Genomic DNA, 23,987 nt, shown 5'->3' with positions numbered 1-23,987 from the left:
ACAAGTTTCCGGTTGAAGAAGGGATTCGCAGACAGGATATAGATGTAAATCTTGATTGATAAGAAAAGGTTGATATTTGGGAGGTAATCTGTATGAATTTTTTTAAGAAAGCAGCACCCTGCGATGAAGCGCTTTGTATTATAAAAAATGTGGAAGACCGACTTAATGGCAGAACTGTTGAGCAACTGGTAGTTGATTATCCTATTCACAAGACTATGCTTAAACATTTTGACAGGCTGTTGGCAAATGAAGAAAAAATGTCGGTAAGCTCTAAAAAAATGTTGGGCAGCATATCCTCTTTAAGTGATTTTGATGTAAAAATGACACACTCTGCCAATAAACTGATTGCCTTTGCCCAAAATATGTCGGCCTTGAGTGAATCCAACCTTTCTATCGTAGAAGAAATCACGGCAAGTATGAATGAGGTAAATGAAACAATAAGTCATACTTCAGCCACCATGCATCAATTATCAGAATCCTCCAATGAACTGATTCGGAAGAATGATGAAAGCATGGGACAGTTGCAGGAAGTGAATACCCTCAAAGAAAATGTTGTAAAAGATACTACGACAATGGGTGAACAAATCGCTCATTTGGTGGAGATGGCTGATAAAGTAAGTGAAATCGTTAATGGCGTGGAAGCCATAGCTGAACAAACTAATTTGCTGGCTCTTAATGCTTCTATCGAAGCTGCCCGGGCAGGCGAATTTGGCAGAGGCTTTGCCGTTGTGGCTAATGAAATCAGGAAACTGGCAGACAGTACCAAAATGAATTTGGACGACATGAGGGTTTTTGTCAATAACATCCACCAGGCAGCCAGCGGCACCAAAGAAAGCCTGAATCATACCCTGGCGTCTACCGGCAATATGAATGAAAAGCTGGACATGATATCCGATACCATCAAAGACAATGTGTTTATGTTAAAAGACACTATTAAAGATGTGGACAAAATTTCAGAGTCCATGCTGGATATTAGAGAAGCGGCCAAACAAGTAAATCAGGCAATGAATCTATCTACTCAGGATGCGGAAAAGCTGCATGAGATGACGCAAATTATTCACGGCGATGCGATGGAAAGCGCTGACAATGCCAAACAGATAACCAAAATTGATGAGGATCTTAGTGAGATTGTACGAATTATGATAACCTCGTTAAATGGGGGAATGCATGCAATCAGCAATGAGGAACTGACCAGGAATCTGTTAAAGGCCAAAGAAGCTCATGGTAATTGGATGAAGAATTTGCAACGAATCGTTGAGGAAATGAAAACTTACCCGATTCAAACCGATTCGAGGAGATGTGCCTTTGGTCATTTTTATCATGCCATGCATATAACTCACCCGGACATAGTTAAGGAGTGGTCAGCTATTGACAGTGTCCATCATGAACTGCATAGTATGGGGATAAAGGTAGTGGATGCCGTTAATGCCAAGAATGCAAATCAGGCTAATACATTTTATGCACAAGCCAAAAAAATGTCTGAGGAGATATTTGCCCATATAGATAATACCATTAAGGCTATTGAAAAAAATTCTAAATTAGGGATAGAAGTATTAAAAGCTGGTAAGTAGTAAATAGCATGGTTGAAAGGGGGGCCGGGATGCTTAAGGAATTTGTTAAGTTTGCCATGCGGGGGAATGTTTTGGATTTGGCGGTAGGCATTATTATTGGTGCTGCATTCGGGAAGATAGTATCTTCGTTTGTTAATGATATTTTAATGCCGGTCGTTGGCCTGCTGTTGGGAAAGGTGGATTTTTCCAATCTGTTTATCAACCTGTCAGGCACCAGTTATCCTACTATTGCAGCAGCGAAAGCTGCCGGAGCGGCAACCTTAAACTATGGTCTGTTTATCAATACAATCGTAGATTTTACGATAGTCGCTTTTGCTATTTTCCTGCTCATAACCCAGGTAAACAAGCTGTCTGCCAAACCTCCGGAAACACCGGGACCGGGAACGAAAGAGTGCCCGCATTGTTTTTCCAATGTGCATAGCAAGGCAACGCGCTGCCCGCATTGCACCTCGATATTTGATAATTAACGGCAAAGCCTGTGAGTTCTTACCTGGTAAGGCTTACAGGCTTTTGATCAGAGTCCCCTAAATAGTGGTTGGGGGATTTTTTATCTTTATAGTATAATGTAGACAGCACTTTCGTGATTGGTAAAAAAAGACAATACTGAACTGCAACACTGGTTTAGAGGGGGGAAACGTGTTATAATAAGGTTCGTTAATGTGCTTAAAGGAGTTATTATGTACAATGACCAATATAAAAAATGTTTATGATGAAGTCCGTGTCTTTTTTGATGAAGAGCAGGAATGGGATTCGGCGATAAAACGCGAATGGATTGAAGGTTTTTTGCGTCAAAAAGCCTGGCAGGGAGCTAATGATGAAGAGCTTACAGATACCTGGCACAATCTTCAACTGTTCGTATCATATATATCATATTCGGGTGACACGTCTCTTGATGAACTTTCAGCAGCCGAATATAGTCTGGCAGTTGAATGGATTATCGTACAGATGGAAGGTTTTAAACCTAATCTTAAGACAGTAAAGCATTTTTTTGATGTGCTGCAGGAGTTTTACAGTTATCTGGCTGCGAAAAAGACGATCAGTGACACCCATGAGCTTAAGAAGGCTGCAGCGTTTATGACCGGCGGCAAACGGCTTCGTTTTATGGAAGACGAGGATGAGCAAGGAGAGTTGTCGCTCAAATCACCGCTGACTATACCTAAAGATATTGGCAGGATTGTTGGCGAAGCGGTAGAACGCCTGATGCTTAAGTTTAGCGCCTACTTTCAGCAAGAAAATTTTGTTGAAGACTTTGAGCGTGCTCTTGCTTTATACCTGGGACCGCTGGGACAAATGCCGGAAGACGAAAATGATGATGAGTTTTGGCTGGGATTTTGGGACTATTTTTTATTTGACTATCATTTGCTGGCAAATGACCGGACACCACTCATCCAATTTCATATAGATTACAGTGATAAGCTGGCCGGTGAAGAACAGAAAATACTGCGAGAGCTTCTGGGAGCAAAATTTACTGTATTTTATGTGGAAACCATAATAAATCAGGATTGGGTGGAGTGCGTTAATCTCTTAACCGATGAAAAGTTCCGCCTGCCTAACCCTAATTTTGACTATAAGCTGGTGAAAAAACTGCTGTTTTACGGACATGTCTTTCTGCAGCAAGAGGATCAGGATTTGATTATGATCAATTTCATTACCAGTGTTGAGATAAGCAGTAACTTGCGGCGGCGGGTTAAGGAGGAAATTACCCGCCAGAAAGCTATGCTGGAATTGCAGCAACCGGGAGCTACCTGGGATGATTTTGTCAGGAGGCATGCCAATGCTGTGCGGCACACCATTGATTTACTGGCTACCTGGGCCAGAGTCAATGTCACCTCCTATGCGCAGGTCGAACGCAGCTTTCCGCAACCGGCAGCCGGGGATAAAGCTGTGAATACCACGGTGTCGGAATTAATTGTAAACTCGATGCCGAAATTTGGCTATTCGCGGCATGATGCGGTTTTAGTACAAAAAATGTGGCAGGACTTTTCCGGTATTACTGCCGTGACTGTCCGTAAACCGGCTGCCTGGGCCGCTGCCGCTATACAGGCATTTTCTCAGATTAATAATGCCGAGGCCGAGCTGCCGGCAGACACACTGGCTGATGAAATGGCGGTAGCCAAATCCAGCATTAGTGCTAACCGGAGTAAAATAATCGAGGTATTAAAGCTGGAGAAGTATGATCCAAGATACTTAAGTGAAGAAGGTATAGTTTCCCTGCTCTATGATTTGCAATAAGTATCAGGAGGGGTAGAGCATGCAATGTCCAAACTGTGGCGAACAAATACAAAGCGGAACAGGCAAATGTCCGCACTGCGGCCATGAAGCGGCGGTTACCGTGTTAAGCCGTCAGGAACGTGATAATTTCGACGGAATTACTATTGAAGAAGAAAATGGCGGTAACCGCAGCCGGTATAGCAGTTATGAGTCCGGCAACCGGTCGCGGGTGAAACATATTAATATTTCGTTTGGTTCTTCCGGCTGGGCCGGTAAGTTAATGGTAGCTGCCGCCTTGGTAATACTGGTGTTTTTTTTCCTGCCTGTATTGCTGTTTATTTTGCTGGCAGTCGGTGCGGTGCTTATCGGCGCCTGGTTGTTTCAGTTATTAAGAAGATAAGAAAACGCGGCTTGCGCCGGGCCTTTGGCGAAGGAGCAAGCCGATGTTGATCCTGTTCTTAAGAAAGTATACTTTCTGTTGGGATAAAAAACGCGGACAGTGCATATTCCCATGTGCTGTCCGCGTTTTTTGCGTCTGTATGTAATCTGTATTATATATAAGGTGGTTGTGTTCCGGAAGTTTACTGAGATAGCAGCAACTGCTTAATTCTTAGATATTCCTGGGTAAAATAGACGTTGTTTTGTGCTTCGCGATGATCAAAGCCATAGGCACGGCGGCTAACGGCCAAGACGGGTGGTGCCTGAATACGCTTGGCCACTGCCATGCCGGTGTAGTGACGCCACCAACGTTCCAGGTCGTCAATGAAAGGGTGGGGACCGGAGAATAACTGCTGGATCAGGCCGGTTTGACAGCCTAGTTTTTGTTCCAGTACGTCTGTACCCTGACTGTACCAGTCTAAAATGTCTGCCGGTGTGACTCTGTTCCAGTATTCCGTAAAGGCACGAAATAAATAATCATGATAGCTATAAATAATGGGATCGCCTTTACCTTCATCCACAGACTGCTCGAAGGACAGTTCGGCACTTGGTACTAAATCAATGGCTGCCTGGGGAATGACTTCCCGCCCATAAATGGTGGCGTTAAGATAATGTGCCAGTTGATAGACCTGATGTTTCCATAAGTCAGCCAGCGCTGCCAAAAATCCGGCTTGGTCGCCATAGAGAGTGGAGTAGCCGACAGTAAGCTCACTTTTGTTGGCGTTACAGGTAAAGCCACCGCCGAAAGCCGCCGACGCTCCTGCCAGCAGGCGGGAAGAACGGTCACGGGCCTGAATATTTTCCAGTACAAAAGAAGATACGTTCAGCTGGTGCTCAGTACCATTAGCCAGGTTGATGATGGGTGTACCGCTGATTTGGGCAGCCGTATGTTCGACCGATTGTTCAATTGGCATTACCGCATACAGGCAGCCAAGATTTTTGGCCAACTGGCTGGCCAAATCTTTCGTTGTTTGGGAATTGAACCTGCTGGGCATGTTGAGCAGCAGGATATTTTCCGGGGGCAAAATGCTTGCATATAATGCAGCGCTAACGGCCGAGTCAATACCGCCGGAAACGCCGATGACCACCTTGTTCATCCCAATGGACTGGAGGAAGTTTTTGACACCATAACTGACAGCCTGATACAGGCTGGCAATGTCGGAATCGTCAGGTACGTTGACCGGAGGAAGATTTTGGCCGCCCGCTTCAGTGACAAGCTCAATATAGTCAAGTGTTTCGGCAAAAGGCCGGCAGCAGGTGACAATTTGCCCGGTGCTGTTATATACTGTGCTGAATCCATCGAAGGTATATACCGTTTTACCGTTATTCTGAAGACCTGTATTATTAACATAGACAAGCGGGGTATTGGCTTCCCGGGCTTGCCGGGAAAATACCCGGTTGCGTTTATTGTTTTTGCCCAGTGTAAACGGTGAACAGGAGATGTTGATGATTACATCAAGCGGTCCGTTGGCGGTGAGAACCGCAATCGGGTCAACGCTGTAATCATCAGACCAGCCGTCTTCGCAAATGATGCAGCCCAGGGTATAGTCTTTGCCTTTAATTGACAATTTGACAGGTTTTATTAGGTTTTCCACAGGCTCTCTGCGTTCCAGCGACAGGCTGCACAGGCTGAAAAAATGCCGTGTGTCGTCAAACTCGCGGTAGTTTGGCTGCAGTGTCTTGATGCGTATGTCGACAAGACGACTGTCTTGGGCAATAAAACAGGCATTGTGTTTTCGCACCCGGCCATCATCGCCGTGTTTGCCCCAATCTACGGCAACATTGCCGAAGATAACACAGATATCTTTGGCAGCCGCAATTATCTTACGGCCAAAAGCTTCACAATCACGCAGGTAAGCCTGTTGTTCCCAGGTGTCACCCAGCAGGTAACCCGGGATAGCCATTTCGGGGAAGATGATAATATCAGCCTGGTGGTTGCTGGCGTTGGCAATCATGGATAACATCTTGTCAGTATTTAAATCCGGCCGGCCTGGAGTAACGTCCATTTGGCCTATTGCAATTTTGAGCAAAAACTCTTCACCTCAAATCGTACAAATGACATGCAGTGTTCTTTTCGCTGTCAGGGGGTTCTTGTCCTTCTGAATTTTATTATAAGAGTGCATTTATTAGGGTAATCATATCGGCGGGATATTATGATGAAAAAAGCGGGCGTCATAGTAAGGGAAGAGGCGGACAATAGAAAGAAACCGCCTGACAGGCGGTTTAGGCAAAAGCGCAAGCCGTATATTCTTCAGCGAATTATATAGTGAATGCTGATATTTTCTTCTTCTCTTAAATCCAGCACAGTTCCATCATCTAACCGGACCATTGACCGTGCCGGCTGTTCTTTATTGATGAATACCACCCGGCCTTGACGGTTGTCTGTGAGGGATACCCGGTTGCCTGACAAAAAGTTGGTCATATTATCCAGAAAAGTAATACAAATTTTGGGGTCAAGCCGGTGGAGTTCGTTGCGCAGTGTTTGCAGACTAACATATGGGCTTAACTCAGCCTGGGGATTTTCCCGGTTAATTGTCATTCCTTCGTCATATAAATCAGCGACGGCTACAATTTTGGCATACGGATGGATGTAATAGTCGGTAATGCCTCCGGGGTAGCCGCTGCCGTCGCGGCGCTCGTGATGCTGAAAAACAGCAGCGGTGATGCTTTGCGATATGTTGGGAATTTTGCTTACAAGGTCATAGCCATAAGCAACATGCTGTCTATAGTGTTCATAATCGTCAGGTGATAGTTTGCCGGGCATATGTAAGAGTTCGGGCGGTAAAAGCGATTTACCCACATCATGCAGCAAGCCTGCCAGTGAAATGGCGTTAACCGATTCCGGCGGATACTTGAGCCAGATGGCGATAAGGGCTGAGATGGCACTTACATTGACACTGTGATACATAGTGTAATCATCGCAGGGAGGCAGGTTATACAGCCTGTCGATCACATTACCGGCGCCGGCAATATCGGACGCTATATCCGTAGCGGCGGCAGTAAGGGCATCAAGGGGGATTTCCTGGCTTGAGCGAATATCTTCAAAAGCCTTTTGTACCACAGGTACTGATTGATTATACGTATTGATAAATTTCTGAAGTTTAGGGTCAGTAATCGGGTTGGCGGTTGCCACTTCAGAATAGACAAACACCTTCGGAATTTTCCAATTCCCCAGTTTTTGAATGTTGTGCTGGCTAAGGATGTTGTTTTGGTTAAACAATATTTTACCGTCACTGGAGTAGATATCCCGGGCCAATTCCATTCCGGGAACGAGGAATTCAATAGATTGCTCAATGATCTTGCGATTTTCGTCAACTGCTTCGCTCATAGACACCTCGCAATATGAAAAATGGGCATACATATGCTAAAGACTATTTTTCCACACAATTTTGGAAAATCCTCTAAATTTTTCTGTTTACCGCTAATTATTAAGGAGGAATTTTGTCGTTTGCGGTTAAAATAGTAAATATATTATAATTCGGGAGGTGTTTGTAATGTCCAATTGTGCTACAATCATGGCCATTATTCAAGGTAATCGTCTGGAAACGGCTGTAAAAGTTCAGGATGTTCTTACAAAATACGGCTGTTATATCCGGGTACGATTAGGCCTTCACGATGCAGCCGTCAACGCCTGTACTAACAGCGGTATTATTCTGCTGCAGTTATGCGGGGAGGATGTACCGGTAAATCAGATGGAACAGGAACTGAAGCAGATACCTGAAGTAAAAGTAAAATACATGCTGCTGGATTAACTAAATACGGGCGCGGTTACCGCGTCCGTGTTACTTTATCCTACGTGTTTACTTGATTGACAAATTGAGGAAAGAATACTATACTGTGAAAAAAATGTGTAAACTATAGAAAATACAACTCGTGGAGGGAATCGATTTGGCGGCCAATGTTTATTTTATTCCAGTCACTGACGCGCTGCCTGTTGCCGAACAGGCTAAAGCTATGGCTAAAATTTTTGCAGCTTCCGGCGCCGCACAAGTGGTTGGGCCTAATGATTTTGTCGCAATAAAAGTGCATGTCGGTGAAAAGAAAAATACAACCCATATTAAGCCGGCAGTGATCAGGGAATTGGTTGAGCAGGCTAAAGTTCTAGGTGGACAGCCTTTCCTAACGGAAACGTCCACTTTATATAAAGGGGAACGTGAGAATGCCGTAAAGCATATCTTGCATGCCCACAGCCATGGTTTTGGCATCGAAAATGTCGGTGCACCCTTTATTATGTCAGACGGGTTGGCCGGTAACACCGAATCTGAAGTGGAAATCAACGGCGAACTTCATAAAACGGTCAAAGTGGCCAGGGAAGTGCTAAGCGCAGACTCCATGCTGGTTGTTTCCCATCCGACCGGACATCCTGCCGCCGGTTTGGGGGCGTGTATTAAAAATATCGGTATGGGGCTTGCCAGCCGCATGGGAAAGATGCGTCAGCATTCGGCCATGTTGCCGGAAGTGAATAATAAGTCCTGTCAATACTGCCAAAAGTGTATTAAGTGGTGTCCTCAGGATGCGATAATTGAACAAGAGGGCAAAGCTTTCATTATTGCCGAAAAATGCATAGGATGTGGGGAATGTTTGGCTGTTTGCCGGTTTGATGCCGTAAAATACGACTGGAATGCTGAGTCGGGCTATATGCAGCGGAGTATGGCTGAACATGCTTATGGGTGTGTTATCGGCAAACCGGGCAAATGTTTCTATTTTAATGTGCTTATTGATATGACCAAGGATTGCGATTGTTTCAATACCAATCAGCATAAGTTGATTCCCGATATTGGTATTTTAGCGTCAAATGATCCGGTGGCCATTGATAAGGCTACACTTGATCTGACCGCTAGGGCTCATGGACAAACGCTGGCAGAGTTATCTTATGCCCACCATGATGCCATGATTCAGATTAATCATGCCGCTAAAATTGGCATGGGCTCATTAGAATACCAGCTGATTACGATTTAAGCAAGACAGACTTGCTTTATGACTGCTGTAATTGTACCTGTGGAGGATACCGATAACCGATGAAAACAAATGCCGCCAGAATATTAGATGGCTTGAAAATTGCCTATGAACTGCATGAATATGCGGTTGATGAACATGATTTAAGCGCCGGGCATGTTGCCGACAAAGTGAACATGCCGCATAATCAGGTGTTTAAAACCCTGGTAGCCAAAGGGGACAAAAACGGTGTTCTTATGGCCTGTATCCCCGGTGATGCTGAACTAGATCTTAAAGCCTTAGCGGCGGCCAGTGGTAATAAGAAGGTAGAAATGGTGGCGCTAAAAGAGGTGCAGCCACTTACCGGATATGTTAGAGGTGGCGTTTCCCCCTTGGGACCCAAAAAGCGCTATCCTGTATTTTTGGATGAAAGTGCAGCAAAATGGCCGGTAATCGCTGTTAGTGCCGGTATACGGGGCTGCCAGATTACCCTGGCTCCTGATGACTTGGTAAAGGCAGTGAATGCCCGCTTATGTCTGATTGCCCGCGGCGAGTGAACTGATGATCTGAATCCGGGGAGGAATTTTTTATCATGCAAATTAGTATTCATGAAAATATTCGTCAAGTTATTCCCAATTGCCGCTTGGGGTATTTGACAATCAGCGACGTTATTGTCCGGGGAACGCCGCCGGCTTTAAGTCAGGAGTTTGCCCAATTACAGCAAGAAGTGGCCAAGGTGTATAACCTGGAGGATTTGCCGAAGCTTCCCCGGGTTTTGGCAGTGCGTAATATGTATAAAAAACTTGATTTTGATCCGTCCCGCTACCGGCCGGCTTCGGAGGCGTTGGTACGCCGGGTATTACAAAAAAAAGATTTGTACTATGTAAATAGTGCGGTGGATGTCAATAATTATTGCTCTATTAAATATTTACTGCCTTTCGGCTTATATGATCTGGATCAAATAGCAGGTAATGTTGTATACCGGCGGGAACAGGAAGGCAGCTACATCAATATTGCCGGTAACATGGTGTCAACCGATAATAAACCATTTTTGACAGACGATAAGGGTGTATTTGGCAATCCTACATCTGATTCACGGCGGACGGCGGTTACGCTGACAACCCGTAATATTTTGGCAGTCATTTATGCCGATGAAAGTGTCAACACTGCTGAATTGAGCGGCATACTTGACTTTGCCGGCAATATGTTTGTTTGTTATAATTGTGGTAAAGTAACAGGAAAATATATTATATAACGAACGACTGACTGAATGTATCATTCTTTTCTTATTGGAAGGAGAAACCTTATATGTATGTTAGCACACGTGGTTCCGCCGACAAGCTGACGGCAGCGGCGGCTATCGCCCAGGGAATAGCTCCGGACGGAGGCCTGTTTGTTCCGGAAGCCATTCCGTCAGTCGACAAGGCGGCTTTAACCGGCTTACTTCCGCTCAGTTATCAGGAACGGGCGGCGGCGATTCTGGCATTATTTTTACCTGATTATACCCAGGCGGAACTAAACAGCTGTATAGCCGGTGCCTATGGCGGCGCTAAGTTTACCAGTCCCGCCGTAGCCCCTGTAACCAGGGTAACTGATGACATGTTTGCCTTAGAGTTATGGCATGGACCGACAAGCGCTTTTAAAGATATGGCGTTGCAGCTTTTACCCAGGCTGCTGTCTTGTGCACTCAACAAGATTGATGAACAGGCTGAGCTTGTTATTTTGGTTGCGACTTCCGGTGATACCGGCAAGGCTGCGCTTGAAGGCTTCAAGGATGTTGAGCAGACACGCGTTATGGTGTTTTACCCGGAGGATGGCGTGAGCCAGATTCAACGGTTGCAAATGATTACTCAGGAAGGGTCCAACCTTACCGTATTTGCGGTAAAAGGCAATTTTGACGATGCCCAGACCGGGGTTAAGCATATTTTTAATGATAGTGCTTTTAATTCAACGCTTGCCCAGCGCGGTTTTAAGCTGTCGTCGGCAAACTCCATCAACTGGGGCAGGCTTGTACCGCAAATTGTGTATTATTTTAGTGCTTATGCCGACTTGGTGCAAGGCAAGCACCTTACTCTTGGCAGTCCGGTCAACTTTGTTGTCCCGACAGGCAACTTTGGCAATATTCTTGCCGGGTATTATGCCAAATGTATGGGGTTGCCTGTTAATAAACTGATTTGCGCATCAAACAGTAATAATGTATTGACTGATTTCCTCACAACCAGTGTTTATAACCGTAACCGCCAGTTTTACAAAACACATTCGCCCTCGATGGATATTCTTATTTCAAGCAATCTGGAACGCCTGCTGTACCACATGGGCAATAATGATCCAGCACAAGTCGCTCATTGGATGCATGAGCTTAGCACTAAGGGTGAATACCGTGTCAGTCCCGAACAATTACAGGCTATCCAAGCGATTTTTCCTTCAGGCTGGGTAGATGATGCTGAAACGGCAGCTACAATTGGCCGGATACACAAAGACTACGGTTATGCGCTTGATCCTCATACCGCAGTAGCCTGGAAGGTTGCCGAAGACTATCGCCGCAAGTCTGGCGATACCACGCCGCAGGTTATTGTTTCGACCGCCAGTCCGTTTAAATTCAACGAGACGGTGCTTGCAGCCCTCACTGAAAACGACGGCGTAAAAGCCAAATCAGAATTTGCGGCCCTAAACCAATTGTCTGAGCTGACCGGCCTGCCAATACCGCCGGCGCTGGCCGAATTGGAATCCAAACCTGTCCGGCATACGGCCGTGTGCAGCAAGCATGCTATGCCTGACGTAGTAAAAGCGACATTACATATAACAGAATAAACCTGCCACCTTACAACTGCCAGACTACCAGCTTATTTGTACTGCTGCCTACAGTAATATAAAGCAAGCCGGGAACCGGTAGTTGTTTTTTCTATGTATTATATACTATTAACGTAATTAGTAAATACTATATCAAAAAGATATACATTTTTTAGTGAAATAGTACTTTTGTATACAATATACTTTTGATATAATAATTTGTGTTACAATATAAGGATAACGTAGCAAATAAGGCTTGATTTAGAAGGGGGATATCAGCATGTGCGGGAAGGTATATTACAATCTGAGTCCGGTGCAGCTAGTCGAAACAGCTATTAAACTCGGCGAGGGAGAATTGACTGCCAGTGGTGCCCTGCGAGTTACGACAGGTACGTATACCGGACGTTCGCCTAATGACAAATTTGTAGTTGATTCACCTGCTATTCATAGTAAGATTGCCTGGAACAACAATAAGTCCTTTTCACCGGAAAAATTTACGCAAGTTTATAACCGGATGCTTGCCTATATGCAAAACCGGGAACTGTTTATTTTCACCGGTTTTGCCGGGGCTGACCCTGAGAATCGGATCACTGTTCAGTTTATTAATGAATTTGCCTGGCAGAATTTATTTGTACAGCAGCTTTTTATCCGTCCCGAACTGCAAGGACCGGAGCTTACCCCTGATTATAAAGTCATTTGCCTTCCCGGTTTCACAGCCGACCCGGCCATTGACGGCACTCGTTCAGAAGCCTTTATTATTCTCAATTTGGAACAACGCCTGGTGCTTATCGGCGGTACTCACTATGCCGGCGAAATGAAAAAGTCGATATTTACCGTTATGAATTATATCTTGCCTGAGCGGGACATTTTATCCATGCATTGTTCGGCCAATGCCGGAAAAAATGGAGATACGGCGCTGTTTTTTGGCCTGAGCGGCACAGGCAAGACGACGCTGTCAGCCGATCCGGACCGCAATCTGATTGGCGATGACGAGCATGGCTGGAGTGATACCGGGATTTTTAATATTGAAGGCGGTTGTTATGCCAAGTGCATTGGCCTTAAGTATGAGACCGAGCCGCAGATTTGGGATGCCATCCGGTTTGGTTCTGTACTGGAAAACGTAGTTATTGATCCAGCGACCCGGGTGCCGGATTTTGCCGACGGTTCTATTACGGAAAACACGCGAGTTGCGTATCCTGTGGAGTATATACCCAATGCCCTGATACCCGGGGTAGGCGGTCACCCCAAAACCATTATATTTTTAACGGCTGACGCTTTCGGCGTACTGCCTCCTATTGCCAAGCTGAGTACCGAACAAGCTATGTATCATTTCTTATCCGGCTATACCAGTAAACTGGCAGGTACGGAACGCGGTATTACTGAACCCCAGGCTACTTTTTCCGCTTGCTTCGGCGCGCCGTTTTTACCGCTGTCTCCGCTTAGGTATGCCGAACTCTTAGGGGAAAAACTTAAGCGGCATAACACTGCCGTATTCCTAATTAATACAGGTTGGTCAGGCGGCCCCTATGGTGTAGGCCAGCGGATGAAGCTCTCTTACACCCGGGCCATGGTAACGGCAGCCCTTGAAGGCCGGCTGGACCATGTCCCCTATAAACTTGATGAGATATTCACTGTTTATGTTCCGGAAAGCTGCCCGGGTGTGCCGGCTGAAATCCTTATGCCGCGCAATACCTGGTCTGATAAGGCGGCATACGACTGCAAGGCACAGGAGTTAGCCCGTTTATTTGTCCAAAACTTTACTAGTTTTAAACAAGCTATGCCACCGGAAATTATTGCTGCCGGGCCTAAAGCTTAATAAGTAAACCAAAAAGTTTGCCGTTTTACAATGAACGGCAAACTTTTTTTGCTACTGTATGGCTGGCAGCTTTTGCTCTAGGGTGAGCACCGGCGAGAACAAATCTCCCAGCAAGCTTGCTCTTTCTAGTACTTGCTCTGCTTCAAAGGTTAACAAATCCGGATTTCCATGTTCTACGGCACCGGCAACTTCCTGCCAGGTTACCGGCGTGGAAACAGAGGGGCGGTCTTTAGCCCGGAGTGAGTAGACACAGACGGTTGTTTTATGTTCGTCGTTTTGGCTCCAATCAATAAAGACTTTACCTGTGCGCAATTGTTTCTTCATGTTTGCGACCACCTTGTCAGGATACTTTTCCTGAAAGCGGGTGGCAAGTATCCGGGCAAACTTTTTAGTGCTGTCATAGTTAACCGGAGTATTTAGCGGCACATATACCTGCAGGCCTTTGGAGCCGGAAGTTTTGGGAAAACTCTGTAGTTGGTGCTTATCAAAATAATCCTTTAACAGCAGGCCGATTTGGGCGCAGTCGAAAATGGTGGCAGGCGGACCGGGATCAAGATCGAATACCAGCAGCGAAGGCTGATGTATCGCCGGTGCCAGGGATAGTGATGTATGCAGCTCCAGTGCTGCCAGATTGGCAGCCCACACTAAGGTGGGTAAATCAGCGGCATTGCAAAAATTGACGTGCCGGTTATTGCTGCCGCTCCATACCGGTATGGTTTTGATCCAGCCGGGACGCGGGGAGGGGCATTCCTTCTGGTAGAAAAACTTACCTTGTGCCCCATGGGGATAGCGTTTCATGGTCAGCGGCCGGTTGGTAAGATGCGGCAGGAGCAGGGGGGCAATGCGAATATAATAGTCAAGCATTTGGCCTTTGGTGAAACCTGTCGCCTGATAAAATATTTTATCAAGATTGCCGACCTTCAATTTGCGTCCGGCCACCTCAATGCCGGTTTTAGGCTTATTGTCACTGGGCACTGGCTTTTTTCCTCCCGGTTGCGGACGGTGATTTTCGGGATTTACCCGGAGTGGTTTCCTTATTTGTACCGGTTTGGCCTTTTATGGCCGAGATGCTGGCCTCAAGAGCAGCCATGAGGTCAATGACTTTGCCGCCTTCTTTTACTTCAGGCTGGTTGCTTACTATTTGCCCTTCGGCTTTTTTCTCCAGCATGTCGAGAACCTGCTGATGGTACTGGTCGTGATATTTTTCCGGTTCAAACCGGGTTGACAGTGACTCGATCAATTGTTCCGCCATGTCCAATTCCTTTTTGTTCGGTTCAGGCACATCTGTGGGCAGGTCTTCCAGTTGGTCGGTGGAGATTACCTCATCGGCAAAGTGCATGGTGGATAATGCCAAAGCTTTACCGGCAGGGCGGATAGCGGTGAGATACTCCTTATTGCGCATGACTACCCTCGCAATCGCTACTTTGCCTGTGTGCTGCATGGAGGTCAGCAGTAAAGAGTAGGCTTTGCCTGCTCCCTTATCGGGCGCGAGGTAATAACAGCTGTCATAGTATAGCGGGTCGATTTCGTTAAGTTTGACAAAGTCTTCAATAGCAATGGTGCGGGCATTTTTTGGCTGGATGGCTTGCAACTCTTCGCTGGTGACAACCACATACTTATCGGGGGCGATTTCGTAGCCTTTGACGATGTTTGCAGCAGGTACTTCAGCGCCGTCAGACGGGCAGACCTTTTTTAGCCGAATACGGCAGCCGTCAGATTGGCGTAATTGATTGAAGTGAATGGATTTCTTTTTTACAGCGCTATACAATTTGACAGGGATATTAACGAGCCCAAAGCTGATTGCGCCAGTCCACATAGGGCGGGGCATAAGCATCACCTCTGTAATTAGTCTTCGCGAATTACCTGACGCGGGTCTTTATCATTTCGTAACCCTTTAAAAGAGGGGTGTCTGAGAGTATGGTTGGGAGTCCATTCGGTAAACTCAAATTCTCCGACCAATAGGGGTTCGACAAAACGGGCATTTTTAATTGGCAGTTCCTGAGAAAAAGGATTGGTTTCACGGCGCAGCGGTTTTAGCATTTTTGCTATTTCCAGAAGCGACGCCTGGGTAAAGCCGGTGCCTGCTTTACCGGTATAAAGGAGCTGCTGGGATACATTACGGGCTTCAGCCTCCGCCGGAATCATATCATAACAGCCGGTAAGCAGAGCACCGATTTTGCCGTGGCGATTTCCCTGCCCCGGTACCCAGCCGCCAATGATTAATTCCTGACGGCGGTGATTTTTGATCTTGAGCCAGGTACCGGTACGTTGACCAGGATGATACGGGCTATCAAGGCGTTTGGCAACAATGCCTTCCAGTCCCAGCTTGCGGCTGGCTGTTAAAACACTTTCTCCTTCGCCGATATGATAGCCGGGAGTTTGCCAGTAAGGACCATCAAGAGCAAGGCTGGCGAGAATATTTCTTCTTTCGGTATATGGTTTTGCTAACAGCAGATTATTGTCAATTGATAAGATGTCAAATATTATATAGTAAACAGGAAGATTTTCCATCATTTCAGCAATCATCCTGTCATCTGATAATCCCATACGATGCTGTAACCGTGAAAAGGAAGGGAGTCCCGCAGGGTCGAAGGCGACAATTTCACCGTCAAGAATTAATTCCCGGTACCTGCTGTCTACGGCTTTACTCAATGCAGCAAGTTCGGGATATTGACTTGTTATATCTTTGAGATTGCGGCTCATTAGCTTGCACTGCTTTTCTTCCAGATAGCAGATGCTTCTGATGCCGTCCCATTTGATTTCAAAGCCGTATTCGGCTTGGTTTGCAGGCAATGGACCGGCTTTAGCCAGCATGGGTTTGATTATCGGCATGATGTCCTCGTGAACGCTGATTTGCTGTTAGTTTTTACAGAGGAAGGTAAATATATTACAACCGTCAATTTTGCTGAGGCGAGGGCGGCCGTTATGCATAAGCGGAGGTTAAGCGCCGGCGGCGCGGTGTTGTATGACGGCCGCCCTCGCCGGGTCTTGTGCCGGCAAACAAAAAACAGGCCGGGTGTATCCGGCCTGTTACATAAGCAATAATTAATTATCTGTTGGATTGGAAGCACTCGCGGCAATATACAGGTTTTCCGGCGGTAGGACGGAAAGGAACCTGGGTTTCAATGCCACAGGCGCTGCAGGTAGCGTCAAACATTTCGCGTTGCGGACGGGCGTTGCCACCCATGCGGCCGCCGTTTTGACGTTTTCTGGCTGCACGGCAATCCGGGCAGCGGGAAGGATCATTTTGGAAACCTTTCTCAGCGTAAAAGGCTTGTTCTGATGCGGTGAAACAAAAAGCAGTACCGCATTCTTTACAGGAAAGGTCTTTGTCTTGGAAATCCATGTTTAACCAACCTCCGTTAATGTGTTTGACGCAAACAATTGCTGGTCGGTTGGTCAAGACATAAAGTTGCTAGCCATCGAGAGCAATTATGTTTTGTCATACCATCAATATAACCTGTAGGTATATAATTGTCAAGACTTGGATATTAATTTTTCCAGTTCATCCAGCATAGTTGAGAACTTGTTAAGTGTGAGCTCAACCGGTTGCGGAGTTGACATATCGACTCCTGCTTGTTTCAGGATGCTGAGCGGGTAATCGGAGCCGCCGCTCTTAAGAAATTCAATATAGCGCTGCTTGTCGCCAGTACCACCGTTAGCCATCTTTTCCGCCAACGTAGTGGCCGCAGCATAGCCGGTGACATATTGGTACACATAGAAATTCCAGTAGAAATGAGGGATTCTGGCCCATTCAACATCTATTTCACTATCCACTACCATGCCGGGACCATAGTACTTGGTGTTAAGCGCATGCCACAGTGCATCAAGTAAATCGGCTGTAAGTGTTTCACCCTCTTCGGCTTTATCATAGATGCTTTTCTCAAATTCGGCAAACATGGTTTGACGATAAACGGTAGCCCGTACCATTTCAAGGTATTGATTAATTAAATAGAGTTTCTTTTGTTTGTCGGTTGTTGCTTTTAAGAGGAAATCATTTAACAGGATTTCGTTGGTGGTAGAAGCCACTTCTGCTGTAAAGATGGTATATTGGGAAGTGGCATAAGGCTGAGCGGCCTGGCTGTAATAGCTGTGAATGGCGTGCCCCATTTCATGTGCCAGGGTGCTGACATCTTCCAGACGGTCGTTATAGTTTAAGAGGACAAAGGGGTGGACCCCATAGACACCCCAGCAGTAAGCTCCGGTTTGTTTGCCTTTATTTTCATAAACATCAATCCAGCCGGAGGTTAAACCTTTGTTGAGGATATCGGCATACTCAGTACCGAGTGGTGCGAGGCCTTCGCGTACCAGTTTTAATCCTTCGGCATAAGGGATGTTGAATTTTACTGTTTGTGCTAAAGGCGTATACAGGTCATACATATGGATTTCGTCAAGTTGCAAAGCTTTTTTCTTGAGTGCAATATAGCGGTGCAGTGGCGCCAAATTGTTATTGACTGTAGCCAGCAGGTTGTCATAGACATTCACCGGAATATTGCTTTCCGATAAGGCGGACTCCAGGGTCGAATTATACTTGCGGGTACGGGAATAAAAGATGTTTTTCTTAACATTCCCTGCCAATGTAGCGGCAAACGTATTACGGAAGGTATTATAAGAACCGAACAGGCCGCTAAAGGCTTCCTGGCGAACGCGCCGGTCAGCTGACATGATCAGTGAACGGTAACGCCCTTCGCTAAGTGTTATTTTTTGTCCGTCTTCCCCGGTAATGTCCGGAAATTTCATATCAGCATGGGCCAGCATATTAAAAATATTTTCTGAAGCCTGAGTGGCTTCGGCTGACCGGGATAAAATTTCTTCTTCGGCAGGGGACAAGACATGCTGCTTTTGACGAATCAGGTTGTCAAAATAAAAACTGTATTCAGCCAGTGATTGCTCACGCCGGAAAGCAGCTAGCATGTCATCAGATATCGCAAGAATTTCGGGTTCGATAAAAGCAGTGGCGGCACTTGTTTCTGCCAGAAGCCCTTCAGTTTTGCCGACAAGGGCCTGGTATTTGGCATTGGCTGAGTTTTCATCCCGGTGTAAACGGGCATAAGCGAACAATTTGCCGGCCAGAATATTGATTTCATCCCGCAGCTTTAGGCAGGCTGCAAGCTTTGTCGGTGTTTGGGATAGAGTTCCTTTATATTCGGTAATGCCGGGCAGGGCGTTTTTAACCTTATCGAAATCGGCTTGCCAAAGCTGTTCATTGGCATAGATATTTTCTACCTGCCACTTATACTCAGCCTGTAGCTGTTCACGGGATGGCAGTGATGTGGACGTTTGCGGCATAAGAGCACTTCCTCTCGATTCATATTCGGTAACGTATAATATATATATTAGGGCTATTATGTGGCATTTCCTGGTTTAGCATGCTCTCAACGAAATTTTTTTTGTCCCCATCGGCTTCCGCCTTCGCCAAAGGCTCGGCGCAAGCCGTGTTTTCTTTATTTTTTTCATCTGTGTTATACTTTATAGTATTTTAAAATACCGTCACAGATACTCTCGGCGGCATTTTCGCGCCCATCCACGCTGGATAACAACATTTCTTCAACCGGATTGGAAATAAAAGCTACCTCCACAAGGATTGACGGCATGTTTGTGTAACGCAAGACATAGAAGCTGGCAAAACGTGCGCCACGGTTTTTCGTACCGAGATTTTCAACTAAACTGCGTTGCACCAGATTGGCCAGTTTTATCGAATCCTTGCCACCATAATGGAAAGTGGTAGTGCCTGCGGCGGTAGTGCTGGTAAAGGAGTCATTATGGATACTAACAAACATATCGGCTTCCGCCTGCCGGGCAGCTTCAACTCTTGCCCCCAGTTCCTCCTTGGATGTTGCGTCAGTGTAGGTTACATCGGTATCAGTATCTCTTGTCATGACGATGGTAGCGCCGTTTTTTTCCAGTTTTTCTTTAAGCAGTAAGGCGATAGCCAGGGTATTGTCTTTTTCCCGGGTACCTGTTGGGCCTACAGCCCCGGGATCGCTGCCGCCGTGACCGGGATCAAGGCAAATCACCTTACCGGCAAGGCGGGCGTTCTCATCTTCCGTTCTTTCATCGGCCGGATTTTCAAGTGGCAGAGGCGGCATAGAGGAGTCTTTGGAATTGATAAGAACCAATTCGCGTTGCGCGTCATAACGAATTCCCCATTTGAGCATTTGGGCCATATTACGCAGGGTTATTAATAAATCACGGTTGACACGGGCGTTGCCAGGCAAATAGCGCCCATCAATCATTATTCGCATAGTTTCACCATCCTCACGTTTACCTTTAAGCAGGAACCATATTGTTGCGAGCTTAGATATGAGTGAATCGCTTAGTTCTGAGCGGTAGCGAAGAACATCCTTATTCTATCTTATGCAAAGCCGGTTTTGGTGGTGTCTTGGCCCAGACAGGGATTTGACAAGGAACAGGGAAACTACTATACTTGCAGGGAGATTATGGAACGGAGAAATGCCATGAAGGTTTTGTTATCAACATTAAATGCAAAATACATCCATTCATCTTTAGCACTGAGATATTTGACTGCTTTTTGTAAGCAGTCCGGACAGGATATAACTGTTCGTGAATATACCGTAAATAATGGGCTGCTCACAGTGCTGAGCGATATGTACGCTTGTCAGGCTGATATTATTGGCCTGGCTTGTTATATTTGGAATATTGAGGCCAGTTTGGAGTTGGCAAATTTAATTAAAAAAGTACAGCCTAATGCTGTTATTGTGCTGGGTGGTCCGGAGGTCACTTATCAACCGGAAGATATTTTGCACAGCAATGAGGCCATTGACTACATTGTTCTTGGTGAAGGCGAACAAACGCTGACTGCTTTGTTAAAAGCGCTGGCTCAAGGTGAGCCTGCTCAGAATATTCCCGGGGTAGCTTGCCGGAGCACTCTGATGGCAGCCAACTGTCAGCCACAGGTAGTCGGCAATCTTGATGACATTCCTTTTCCCTATCATCATGAAGATATGGTGCTGCTAAAAGATAAAATTCTGTACTATGAAAGTTCACGCGGCTGTCCGTTTTCTTGTCAATATTGCCTGTCAAGCGCCACTTCCGGGGTACGGTTTTTGAGTCAGGAGCGGATAATCAGCGACCTTTCCTTTTTTATTGAGCATGATGTTAAACAGGTTAAGTTTGTTGACCGCACATTTAATGCCCGCAAAGAGCATTATTTTCCAATAATGAAGTTTCTGGCAGCACAAACTTGCCGGACTAATTTTCATTTTGAGATTGCAGCCGATATTTGGGACCAAGAGGTATTGGCGTTTTTGCGCGATGTTCCACCCGGCAGGTTCCAGTTTGAAATTGGCATTCAATCAACCAATGAACAGACGTTGGCGGTAATAAAGCGACATAACAACTGGTCACAGATTGTTGACAATGTCAGTCAGGTCAGAGACTATGGCAATATTCATCTGCATCTTGACTTAATTGTCGGGCTGCCGCATGAGACTATAAGCGAATTTGCCAAATCCTTCAATGATGTTTACCAACTGCAGCCGGCAATGCTGCAGATCGGCTTTCTTAAATTGCTTAAGGGTTCTGGTATTAGGCGTACTGCGGTCGACCATGGGTATGTTTACATGGATAGAGCACCCTACGAAGTATTGGCAAACAAATATCTGGATTATAGCCAGATCAGAAAACTTAAGATTTTAGAAGAAGTCTTTGAACAGGTGTACAATACCGGACGTTTCCGGTATAGTCTGCCCTGGCTTATTGCACTTAGCGGCAAAGGGGCTTTCGATTTTTACGATAGATTAGCTTGTCGGTGGGAACAGCAGGGGTATCATCTTGTTGCGCACAGTGCCAAGACTATATATAAGCACATGGCTGATTTTTGTGCAGAGGTTTATCCGCAGGTGCAGCATGAATACCGTGAGTTTTTGAAATTTGACGCGCTAATGCAGGAACAGGGGACAGTCCGTCCGGAATTTTTACCTTGGAACCAGATAAATCAGGCAGCGGCTGATAAATGGGCGGAGGCTAAGACCGCCTTTTGGCGCGATACCGAATGTGTCCGCCGCTATTTACCAGATTATGAGTTTACGACATGGCGGGATATTAAAAAGCAATACCATATTGAAGTATTTACTGTGGATATTCCTGCTTATTTACGGGGGAATGAAGACTTGACCTGGCGGGAAACAGCGGTGCTGTTCTCTTATCAGAATGCGAAACCATCTTATCAGGTGATTAATTATGACGACTTCTGGAGTTAGATACAACGCCTATTCCGAACACCTGCGTGAGCGGTATGGCGAGAAGGTATACAAACTACCGGTTAGCTTGCCGGTAACCTGCCCTAACCGGGACGGTCAATGCGGCCATAATGGCTGTGTGTTTTGCGGCGAAATTGGCGCAGGCTATGAAAATTTGCCGGCTTCGTTGACTGTTAGTGATCAGTTAGCAGCCAACAAGGCGCATATTGCACCCAAATATAAAGCTAAGAAATTTATTCCTTACTTTCAAAATTTCAGCAACACCTATTTGCCTGTTGAACAGTTAAAACATCATGTCATCGAAGCCTGCAAGGAAGATATTGTGGCCATCGCGTTAGCCACCAGACCTGATTGTATTAATGATAATTATCTGGAGATGCTGGCTGCTATAAAAGACGAATATGGTGTTGATATCTGTATTGAACTGGGGCTGCAGACGGTCAACTATCATACCTTAGAGAAGATTAACCGTGGCCACACGCTGGCAGAATTTATTGATGCCACCCGGAGAATTAAACACTGGTCGATGGATGTATGTACACATCTTATCGTAAACCTTCCCTGGGATGGCATGGCAGATGTGATAGAAAGTGCGAAAATCGTTTCGGCACTGGAAGTTGATCAGGTCAAACTGCATGCTCTTTATATTGTAAAGAATACAGTAATGGCTGACTGGTATCAGAAAGGTGAGATTACGCTCATTAGTAAAGAAGAATATGTGGAGAGGGTGGTCACCTTTCTGGAATATCTTCACCCCGATATTGTTATTCAACGTCTAATTGGCCGTGCGCCTGAGACCAACACATTATTTACCAACTGGCAGACAGGCTGGTGGAAGATACGGGAAGCGATCGAAGGTCAATTGGTGGAGCGAGATACGTGGCAAGGCAAAAAATGCAGCTATTTAAACGGTTCGGCAGTAAAAAAGTTTGTCAGATGATCTAAAGCGCACATATATAGTCTCTAATACTTCAACTCTAAAAATTGTAAACATAATTCTGATAAAACTTACTCTTCTGTGTTTTAATAAAGCTATTTACAAAGATAACTAGAGTTGTTAATATTATACTGCATTTAAAAATTAAGGGAGAGTGTAGTAGTAATAATGAAAAAGCTTCAATTGTTAGAGCAGATAGATAAACTTTCGTCTCTGCTTCAAAGTAATGATCTGAAAGAACTTAACTTCACCGCAGGTACAATTAATGAAATGTATCAAAAACTGGATAACTTAACAAACGAATATATTAAATGCTATTGCTAAACATCGTTTATACGATGTTTCTTTTTTTGCCTGGCAGAAAGCATGGCTTTCCGGATTCTTCTTCGCTATTGCAACCTAATAGTCTGCCAAGTCTAAAGCTATAGGATGAATTGTGCGAGATTTTTCGTCCAGCAGGACGGAGAAGCTGCGCCTATCAGACATAGGTAAGGCGACGATAAAGTAAACACGGTTTGTGCTGAGTGATCGCGACAGCAGAAACCGATGTTACCCTTATGCTCCCGTGGACCAACAAAGCTGGTCGGAAACTATCGCGTCAAGAACACCGTGGGATTTGGGCTTGCTGGATTACTAGTATTGACATAACACTAGAGAGGTGCTAATATAAACAAGTTGTCTTCACCAAGTCAGTAATCGACTTAAAATAGCAAAATAGAGTATTGACACGCAGAAATGTGCATGCTAATATATAAAAGTCGACTGCATAAGGCAACGACAAGAATTACCTAAAAGCATGTATTGACACGGTGAATACATTGTGCTAATATGTAAAAAGCTGTCGCTGCGATGCAGTGTTGGCAAATTGTTTTGGGTAAAATGTAATGTTCCCTGAAAACTGAACAATGTAAGTAATGCATCATAAAATGCCAGATGTGCGGTGCTCAATGAGCACTTTAAATATAAGCAGGCACACGGAATCTGTGATTCCGCTGTGATCGCTTAGTTAGATGTTTTACATCTAACATCAATTTCAAATTTTATGAGCCACAAAAGGCTCCATAAAT

20 protein-coding genes are annotated in these 23,987 nt (G+C 45.5%); 12 read left to right on the top strand and 8 right to left on the bottom strand.

Annotation, left to right across the window (positions count from 1 at the left end):
• Nucleotides 1-92 precede the first annotated feature (92 nt).
• From GT1_RS11905 to GT1_RS11890, 4 genes are all read left to right on the top strand, one after another.
• Complete coding sequence (locus GT1_RS11905) at nucleotides 93-1,571, top strand: methyl-accepting chemotaxis protein (RefSeq protein WP_075756883.1); 1,479 nt, start codon at nucleotides 93-95, stop codon at nucleotides 1,569-1,571.
• A gap of 29 nt (nucleotides 1,572-1,600) precedes the next feature.
• The gene (gene mscL, locus GT1_RS11900; protein WP_188398886.1) at nucleotides 1,601-2,038 is read left to right on the top strand and encodes a large-conductance mechanosensitive channel protein MscL; all 438 of its coding nucleotides are present in this window, start codon (nucleotides 1,601-1,603) and stop codon (nucleotides 2,036-2,038) included.
• Between the two features lie 217 nt (nucleotides 2,039-2,255).
• Nucleotides 2,256-3,803 (top strand): hypothetical protein, encoded by a 1,548-nt coding sequence (locus GT1_RS11895; protein WP_188398885.1) that lies wholly within the window; start codon nucleotides 2,256-2,258, stop codon nucleotides 3,801-3,803.
• Between the two features lie 19 nt (nucleotides 3,804-3,822).
• Nucleotides 3,823-4,182, top strand: a complete 360-nt coding sequence (locus GT1_RS11890) for a zinc ribbon domain-containing protein (RefSeq protein WP_188398884.1) — start codon at nucleotides 3,823-3,825, stop codon at nucleotides 4,180-4,182.
• Between the two features lie 181 nt (nucleotides 4,183-4,363).
• On the opposite strand, the gene nadE is transcribed toward GT1_RS11890, so the two are convergent.
• Nucleotides 4,364-6,250, bottom strand: a complete 1,887-nt coding sequence (nadE, locus tag GT1_RS11885; protein ID WP_188398883.1) for an NAD(+) synthase — start codon at nucleotides 6,248-6,250, stop codon at nucleotides 4,364-4,366.
• 221 nt (nucleotides 6,251-6,471) lie between these two features.
• Nucleotides 6,472-7,548 (bottom strand): HD-GYP domain-containing protein, encoded by a 1,077-nt coding sequence (locus tag GT1_RS11880; RefSeq protein ID WP_075756888.1) that lies wholly within the window; start codon nucleotides 7,546-7,548, stop codon nucleotides 6,472-6,474.
• Nucleotides 7,549-7,714: 166 nt separating this feature from the next.
• Between GT1_RS11880 and GT1_RS11875 the strand changes: the two genes are divergently transcribed.
• The 6 genes from GT1_RS11875 to pckA all read left to right on the top strand — a co-directional run bounded on the left by GT1_RS11875 (nucleotide 7,715) and on the right by pckA (nucleotide 13,761).
• Nucleotides 7,715-7,972 carry a hypothetical protein gene (locus GT1_RS11875; protein WP_075756889.1) on the top strand — a complete coding sequence of 86 codons (258 nt, stop codon included), beginning with the start codon at nucleotides 7,715-7,717 and terminating at the stop codon, nucleotides 7,970-7,972.
• 136 nt (nucleotides 7,973-8,108) lie between these two features.
• Nucleotides 8,109-9,179, top strand: a complete 1,071-nt coding sequence (locus tag GT1_RS11870; protein ID WP_075756890.1) for a DUF362 domain-containing protein — start codon at nucleotides 8,109-8,111, stop codon at nucleotides 9,177-9,179.
• Between the two features lie 59 nt (nucleotides 9,180-9,238).
• The gene (gene ybaK / locus GT1_RS11865; RefSeq protein ID WP_075756891.1) at nucleotides 9,239-9,712 is read left to right on the top strand and encodes a Cys-tRNA(Pro) deacylase; all 474 of its coding nucleotides are present in this window, start codon (nucleotides 9,239-9,241) and stop codon (nucleotides 9,710-9,712) included.
• Between the two features lie 35 nt (nucleotides 9,713-9,747).
• Nucleotides 9,748-10,410, top strand: a complete 663-nt coding sequence (locus GT1_RS11860; protein WP_075756892.1) for a B3/4 domain-containing protein — start codon at nucleotides 9,748-9,750, stop codon at nucleotides 10,408-10,410.
• Between the two features lie 53 nt (nucleotides 10,411-10,463).
• Nucleotides 10,464-11,966: a threonine synthase gene (gene thrC / locus GT1_RS11855; RefSeq protein ID WP_188398882.1), complete on the top strand. Its 1,503-nt coding sequence runs from the start codon at nucleotides 10,464-10,466 to the stop codon at nucleotides 11,964-11,966.
• Between the two features lie 259 nt (nucleotides 11,967-12,225).
• Entirely contained in the window at nucleotides 12,226-13,761 is a 1,536-nt protein-coding gene (gene pckA, locus GT1_RS11850; RefSeq protein WP_188398881.1) for a phosphoenolpyruvate carboxykinase (ATP), read from the top strand.
• Nucleotides 13,762-13,812: 51 nt separating this feature from the next.
• On the opposite strand, the gene ligD (GT1_RS11845) is transcribed toward pckA, so the two are convergent.
• From ligD (GT1_RS11845) to GT1_RS11820, 6 genes are all read right to left on the bottom strand, one after another.
• The gene (ligD, locus tag GT1_RS11845) at nucleotides 13,813-14,736 is read right to left on the bottom strand and encodes a non-homologous end-joining DNA ligase (protein WP_223226206.1); all 924 of its coding nucleotides are present in this window, start codon (nucleotides 14,734-14,736) and stop codon (nucleotides 13,813-13,815) included.
• Nucleotides 14,726-15,577, bottom strand: a complete 852-nt coding sequence (locus tag GT1_RS11840) for a Ku protein (RefSeq protein WP_373325342.1) — start codon at nucleotides 15,575-15,577, stop codon at nucleotides 14,726-14,728. Before GT1_RS11840 ends, ligD (GT1_RS11845) begins: the two co-directional genes overlap by 11 nt.
• 29 nt (nucleotides 15,578-15,606) lie before the next feature.
• Entirely contained in the window at nucleotides 15,607-16,593 is a 987-nt protein-coding gene (gene ligD, locus GT1_RS11835) for a non-homologous end-joining DNA ligase (RefSeq protein ID WP_188398879.1), read from the bottom strand.
• 217 nt (nucleotides 16,594-16,810) lie between these two features.
• A complete protein-coding gene (locus tag GT1_RS11830) occupies nucleotides 16,811-17,107 on the bottom strand; it encodes a zinc-ribbon domain containing protein (RefSeq protein WP_075756899.1) in 297 nt (98 codons plus the stop codon).
• Nucleotides 17,108-17,238: 131 nt separating this feature from the next.
• Entirely contained in the window at nucleotides 17,239-19,050 is a 1,812-nt protein-coding gene (pepF, locus tag GT1_RS11825) for an oligoendopeptidase F (RefSeq protein ID WP_188398878.1), read from the bottom strand.
• Between the two features lie 173 nt (nucleotides 19,051-19,223).
• Nucleotides 19,224-20,006 (bottom strand): N-acetylmuramoyl-L-alanine amidase, encoded by a 783-nt coding sequence (locus GT1_RS11820; protein ID WP_188398877.1) that lies wholly within the window; start codon nucleotides 20,004-20,006, stop codon nucleotides 19,224-19,226.
• A 195-nt stretch (nucleotides 20,007-20,201) separates the two neighbouring features.
• On the opposite strand from GT1_RS11820, the gene GT1_RS11815 reads away from it, so the two are divergent.
• Both GT1_RS11815 and GT1_RS11810 read left to right on the top strand, forming a co-directional pair.
• Complete coding sequence (locus tag GT1_RS11815; protein WP_223226205.1) at nucleotides 20,202-21,983, top strand: B12-binding domain-containing radical SAM protein; 1,782 nt, start codon at nucleotides 20,202-20,204, stop codon at nucleotides 21,981-21,983.
• Complete coding sequence (locus tag GT1_RS11810; protein WP_188398876.1) at nucleotides 21,964-22,923, top strand: TIGR01212 family radical SAM protein; 960 nt, start codon at nucleotides 21,964-21,966, stop codon at nucleotides 22,921-22,923. Before GT1_RS11815 ends, GT1_RS11810 begins: the two co-directional genes overlap by 20 nt.
• Nucleotides 22,924-23,987 lie beyond the last annotated feature (1,064 nt).

Origin of the sequence: Sporomusa sp. GT1, from assembly GCF_014634905.1 — a bacterium.
GTDB lineage: Bacteria > Bacillota > Negativicutes > Sporomusales > Sporomusaceae > Sporomusa > Sporomusa sphaeroides.
The sequence above is the reverse complement of the archived record's forward strand: the minus strand, read 5'-3'. Positions and strand labels throughout refer to the sequence as shown.

Excerpts from the sequence above, each read along its gene's own strand:
- pepF (WP_188398878.1), bottom strand. The coding sequence starts at position 19,050 with ATGCCGCAAACGTCCACATCACTGCCATCCCGTGAACAGCTACAGGCT.
- GT1_RS11840 (WP_373325342.1), bottom strand. The coding sequence starts at position 15,577 with ATGTGGACTGGCGCAATCAGCTTTGGGCTCGTTAATATCCCTGTCAAA.
- GT1_RS11905 (WP_075756883.1), top strand. The coding sequence starts at position 93 with ATGAATTTTTTTAAGAAAGCAGCACCCTGCGATGAAGCGCTTTGTATT.
- pckA (WP_188398881.1), top strand. The coding sequence starts at position 12,226 with ATGTGCGGGAAGGTATATTACAATCTGAGTCCGGTGCAGCTAGTCGAA.
- ligD (WP_188398879.1), bottom strand. The coding sequence starts at position 16,593 with ATGCCGATAATCAAACCCATGCTGGCTAAAGCCGGTCCATTGCCTGCA.
- thrC (WP_188398882.1), top strand. The coding sequence starts at position 10,464 with ATGTATGTTAGCACACGTGGTTCCGCCGACAAGCTGACGGCAGCGGCG.
- GT1_RS11810 (WP_188398876.1), top strand. The coding sequence starts at position 21,964 with ATGACGACTTCTGGAGTTAGATACAACGCCTATTCCGAACACCTGCGT.
- GT1_RS11880 (WP_075756888.1), bottom strand. The coding sequence starts at position 7,548 with ATGAGCGAAGCAGTTGACGAAAATCGCAAGATCATTGAGCAATCTATT.
- GT1_RS11875 (WP_075756889.1), top strand. The coding sequence starts at position 7,715 with ATGTCCAATTGTGCTACAATCATGGCCATTATTCAAGGTAATCGTCTG.
- GT1_RS11860 (WP_075756892.1), top strand. The coding sequence starts at position 9,748 with ATGCAAATTAGTATTCATGAAAATATTCGTCAAGTTATTCCCAATTGC.
- mscL (WP_188398886.1), top strand. The coding sequence starts at position 1,601 with ATGCTTAAGGAATTTGTTAAGTTTGCCATGCGGGGGAATGTTTTGGAT.
- GT1_RS11895 (WP_188398885.1), top strand. The coding sequence starts at position 2,256 with ATGACCAATATAAAAAATGTTTATGATGAAGTCCGTGTCTTTTTTGAT.
- GT1_RS11815 (WP_223226205.1), top strand. The coding sequence starts at position 20,202 with ATGGAACGGAGAAATGCCATGAAGGTTTTGTTATCAACATTAAATGCA.
- GT1_RS11830 (WP_075756899.1), bottom strand. The coding sequence starts at position 17,107 with ATGGATTTCCAAGACAAAGACCTTTCCTGTAAAGAATGCGGTACTGCT.
- GT1_RS11890 (WP_188398884.1), top strand. The coding sequence starts at position 3,823 with ATGCAATGTCCAAACTGTGGCGAACAAATACAAAGCGGAACAGGCAAA.
- ybaK (WP_075756891.1), top strand. The coding sequence starts at position 9,239 with ATGAAAACAAATGCCGCCAGAATATTAGATGGCTTGAAAATTGCCTAT.
- GT1_RS11820 (WP_188398877.1), bottom strand. The coding sequence starts at position 20,006 with ATGCGAATAATGATTGATGGGCGCTATTTGCCTGGCAACGCCCGTGTC.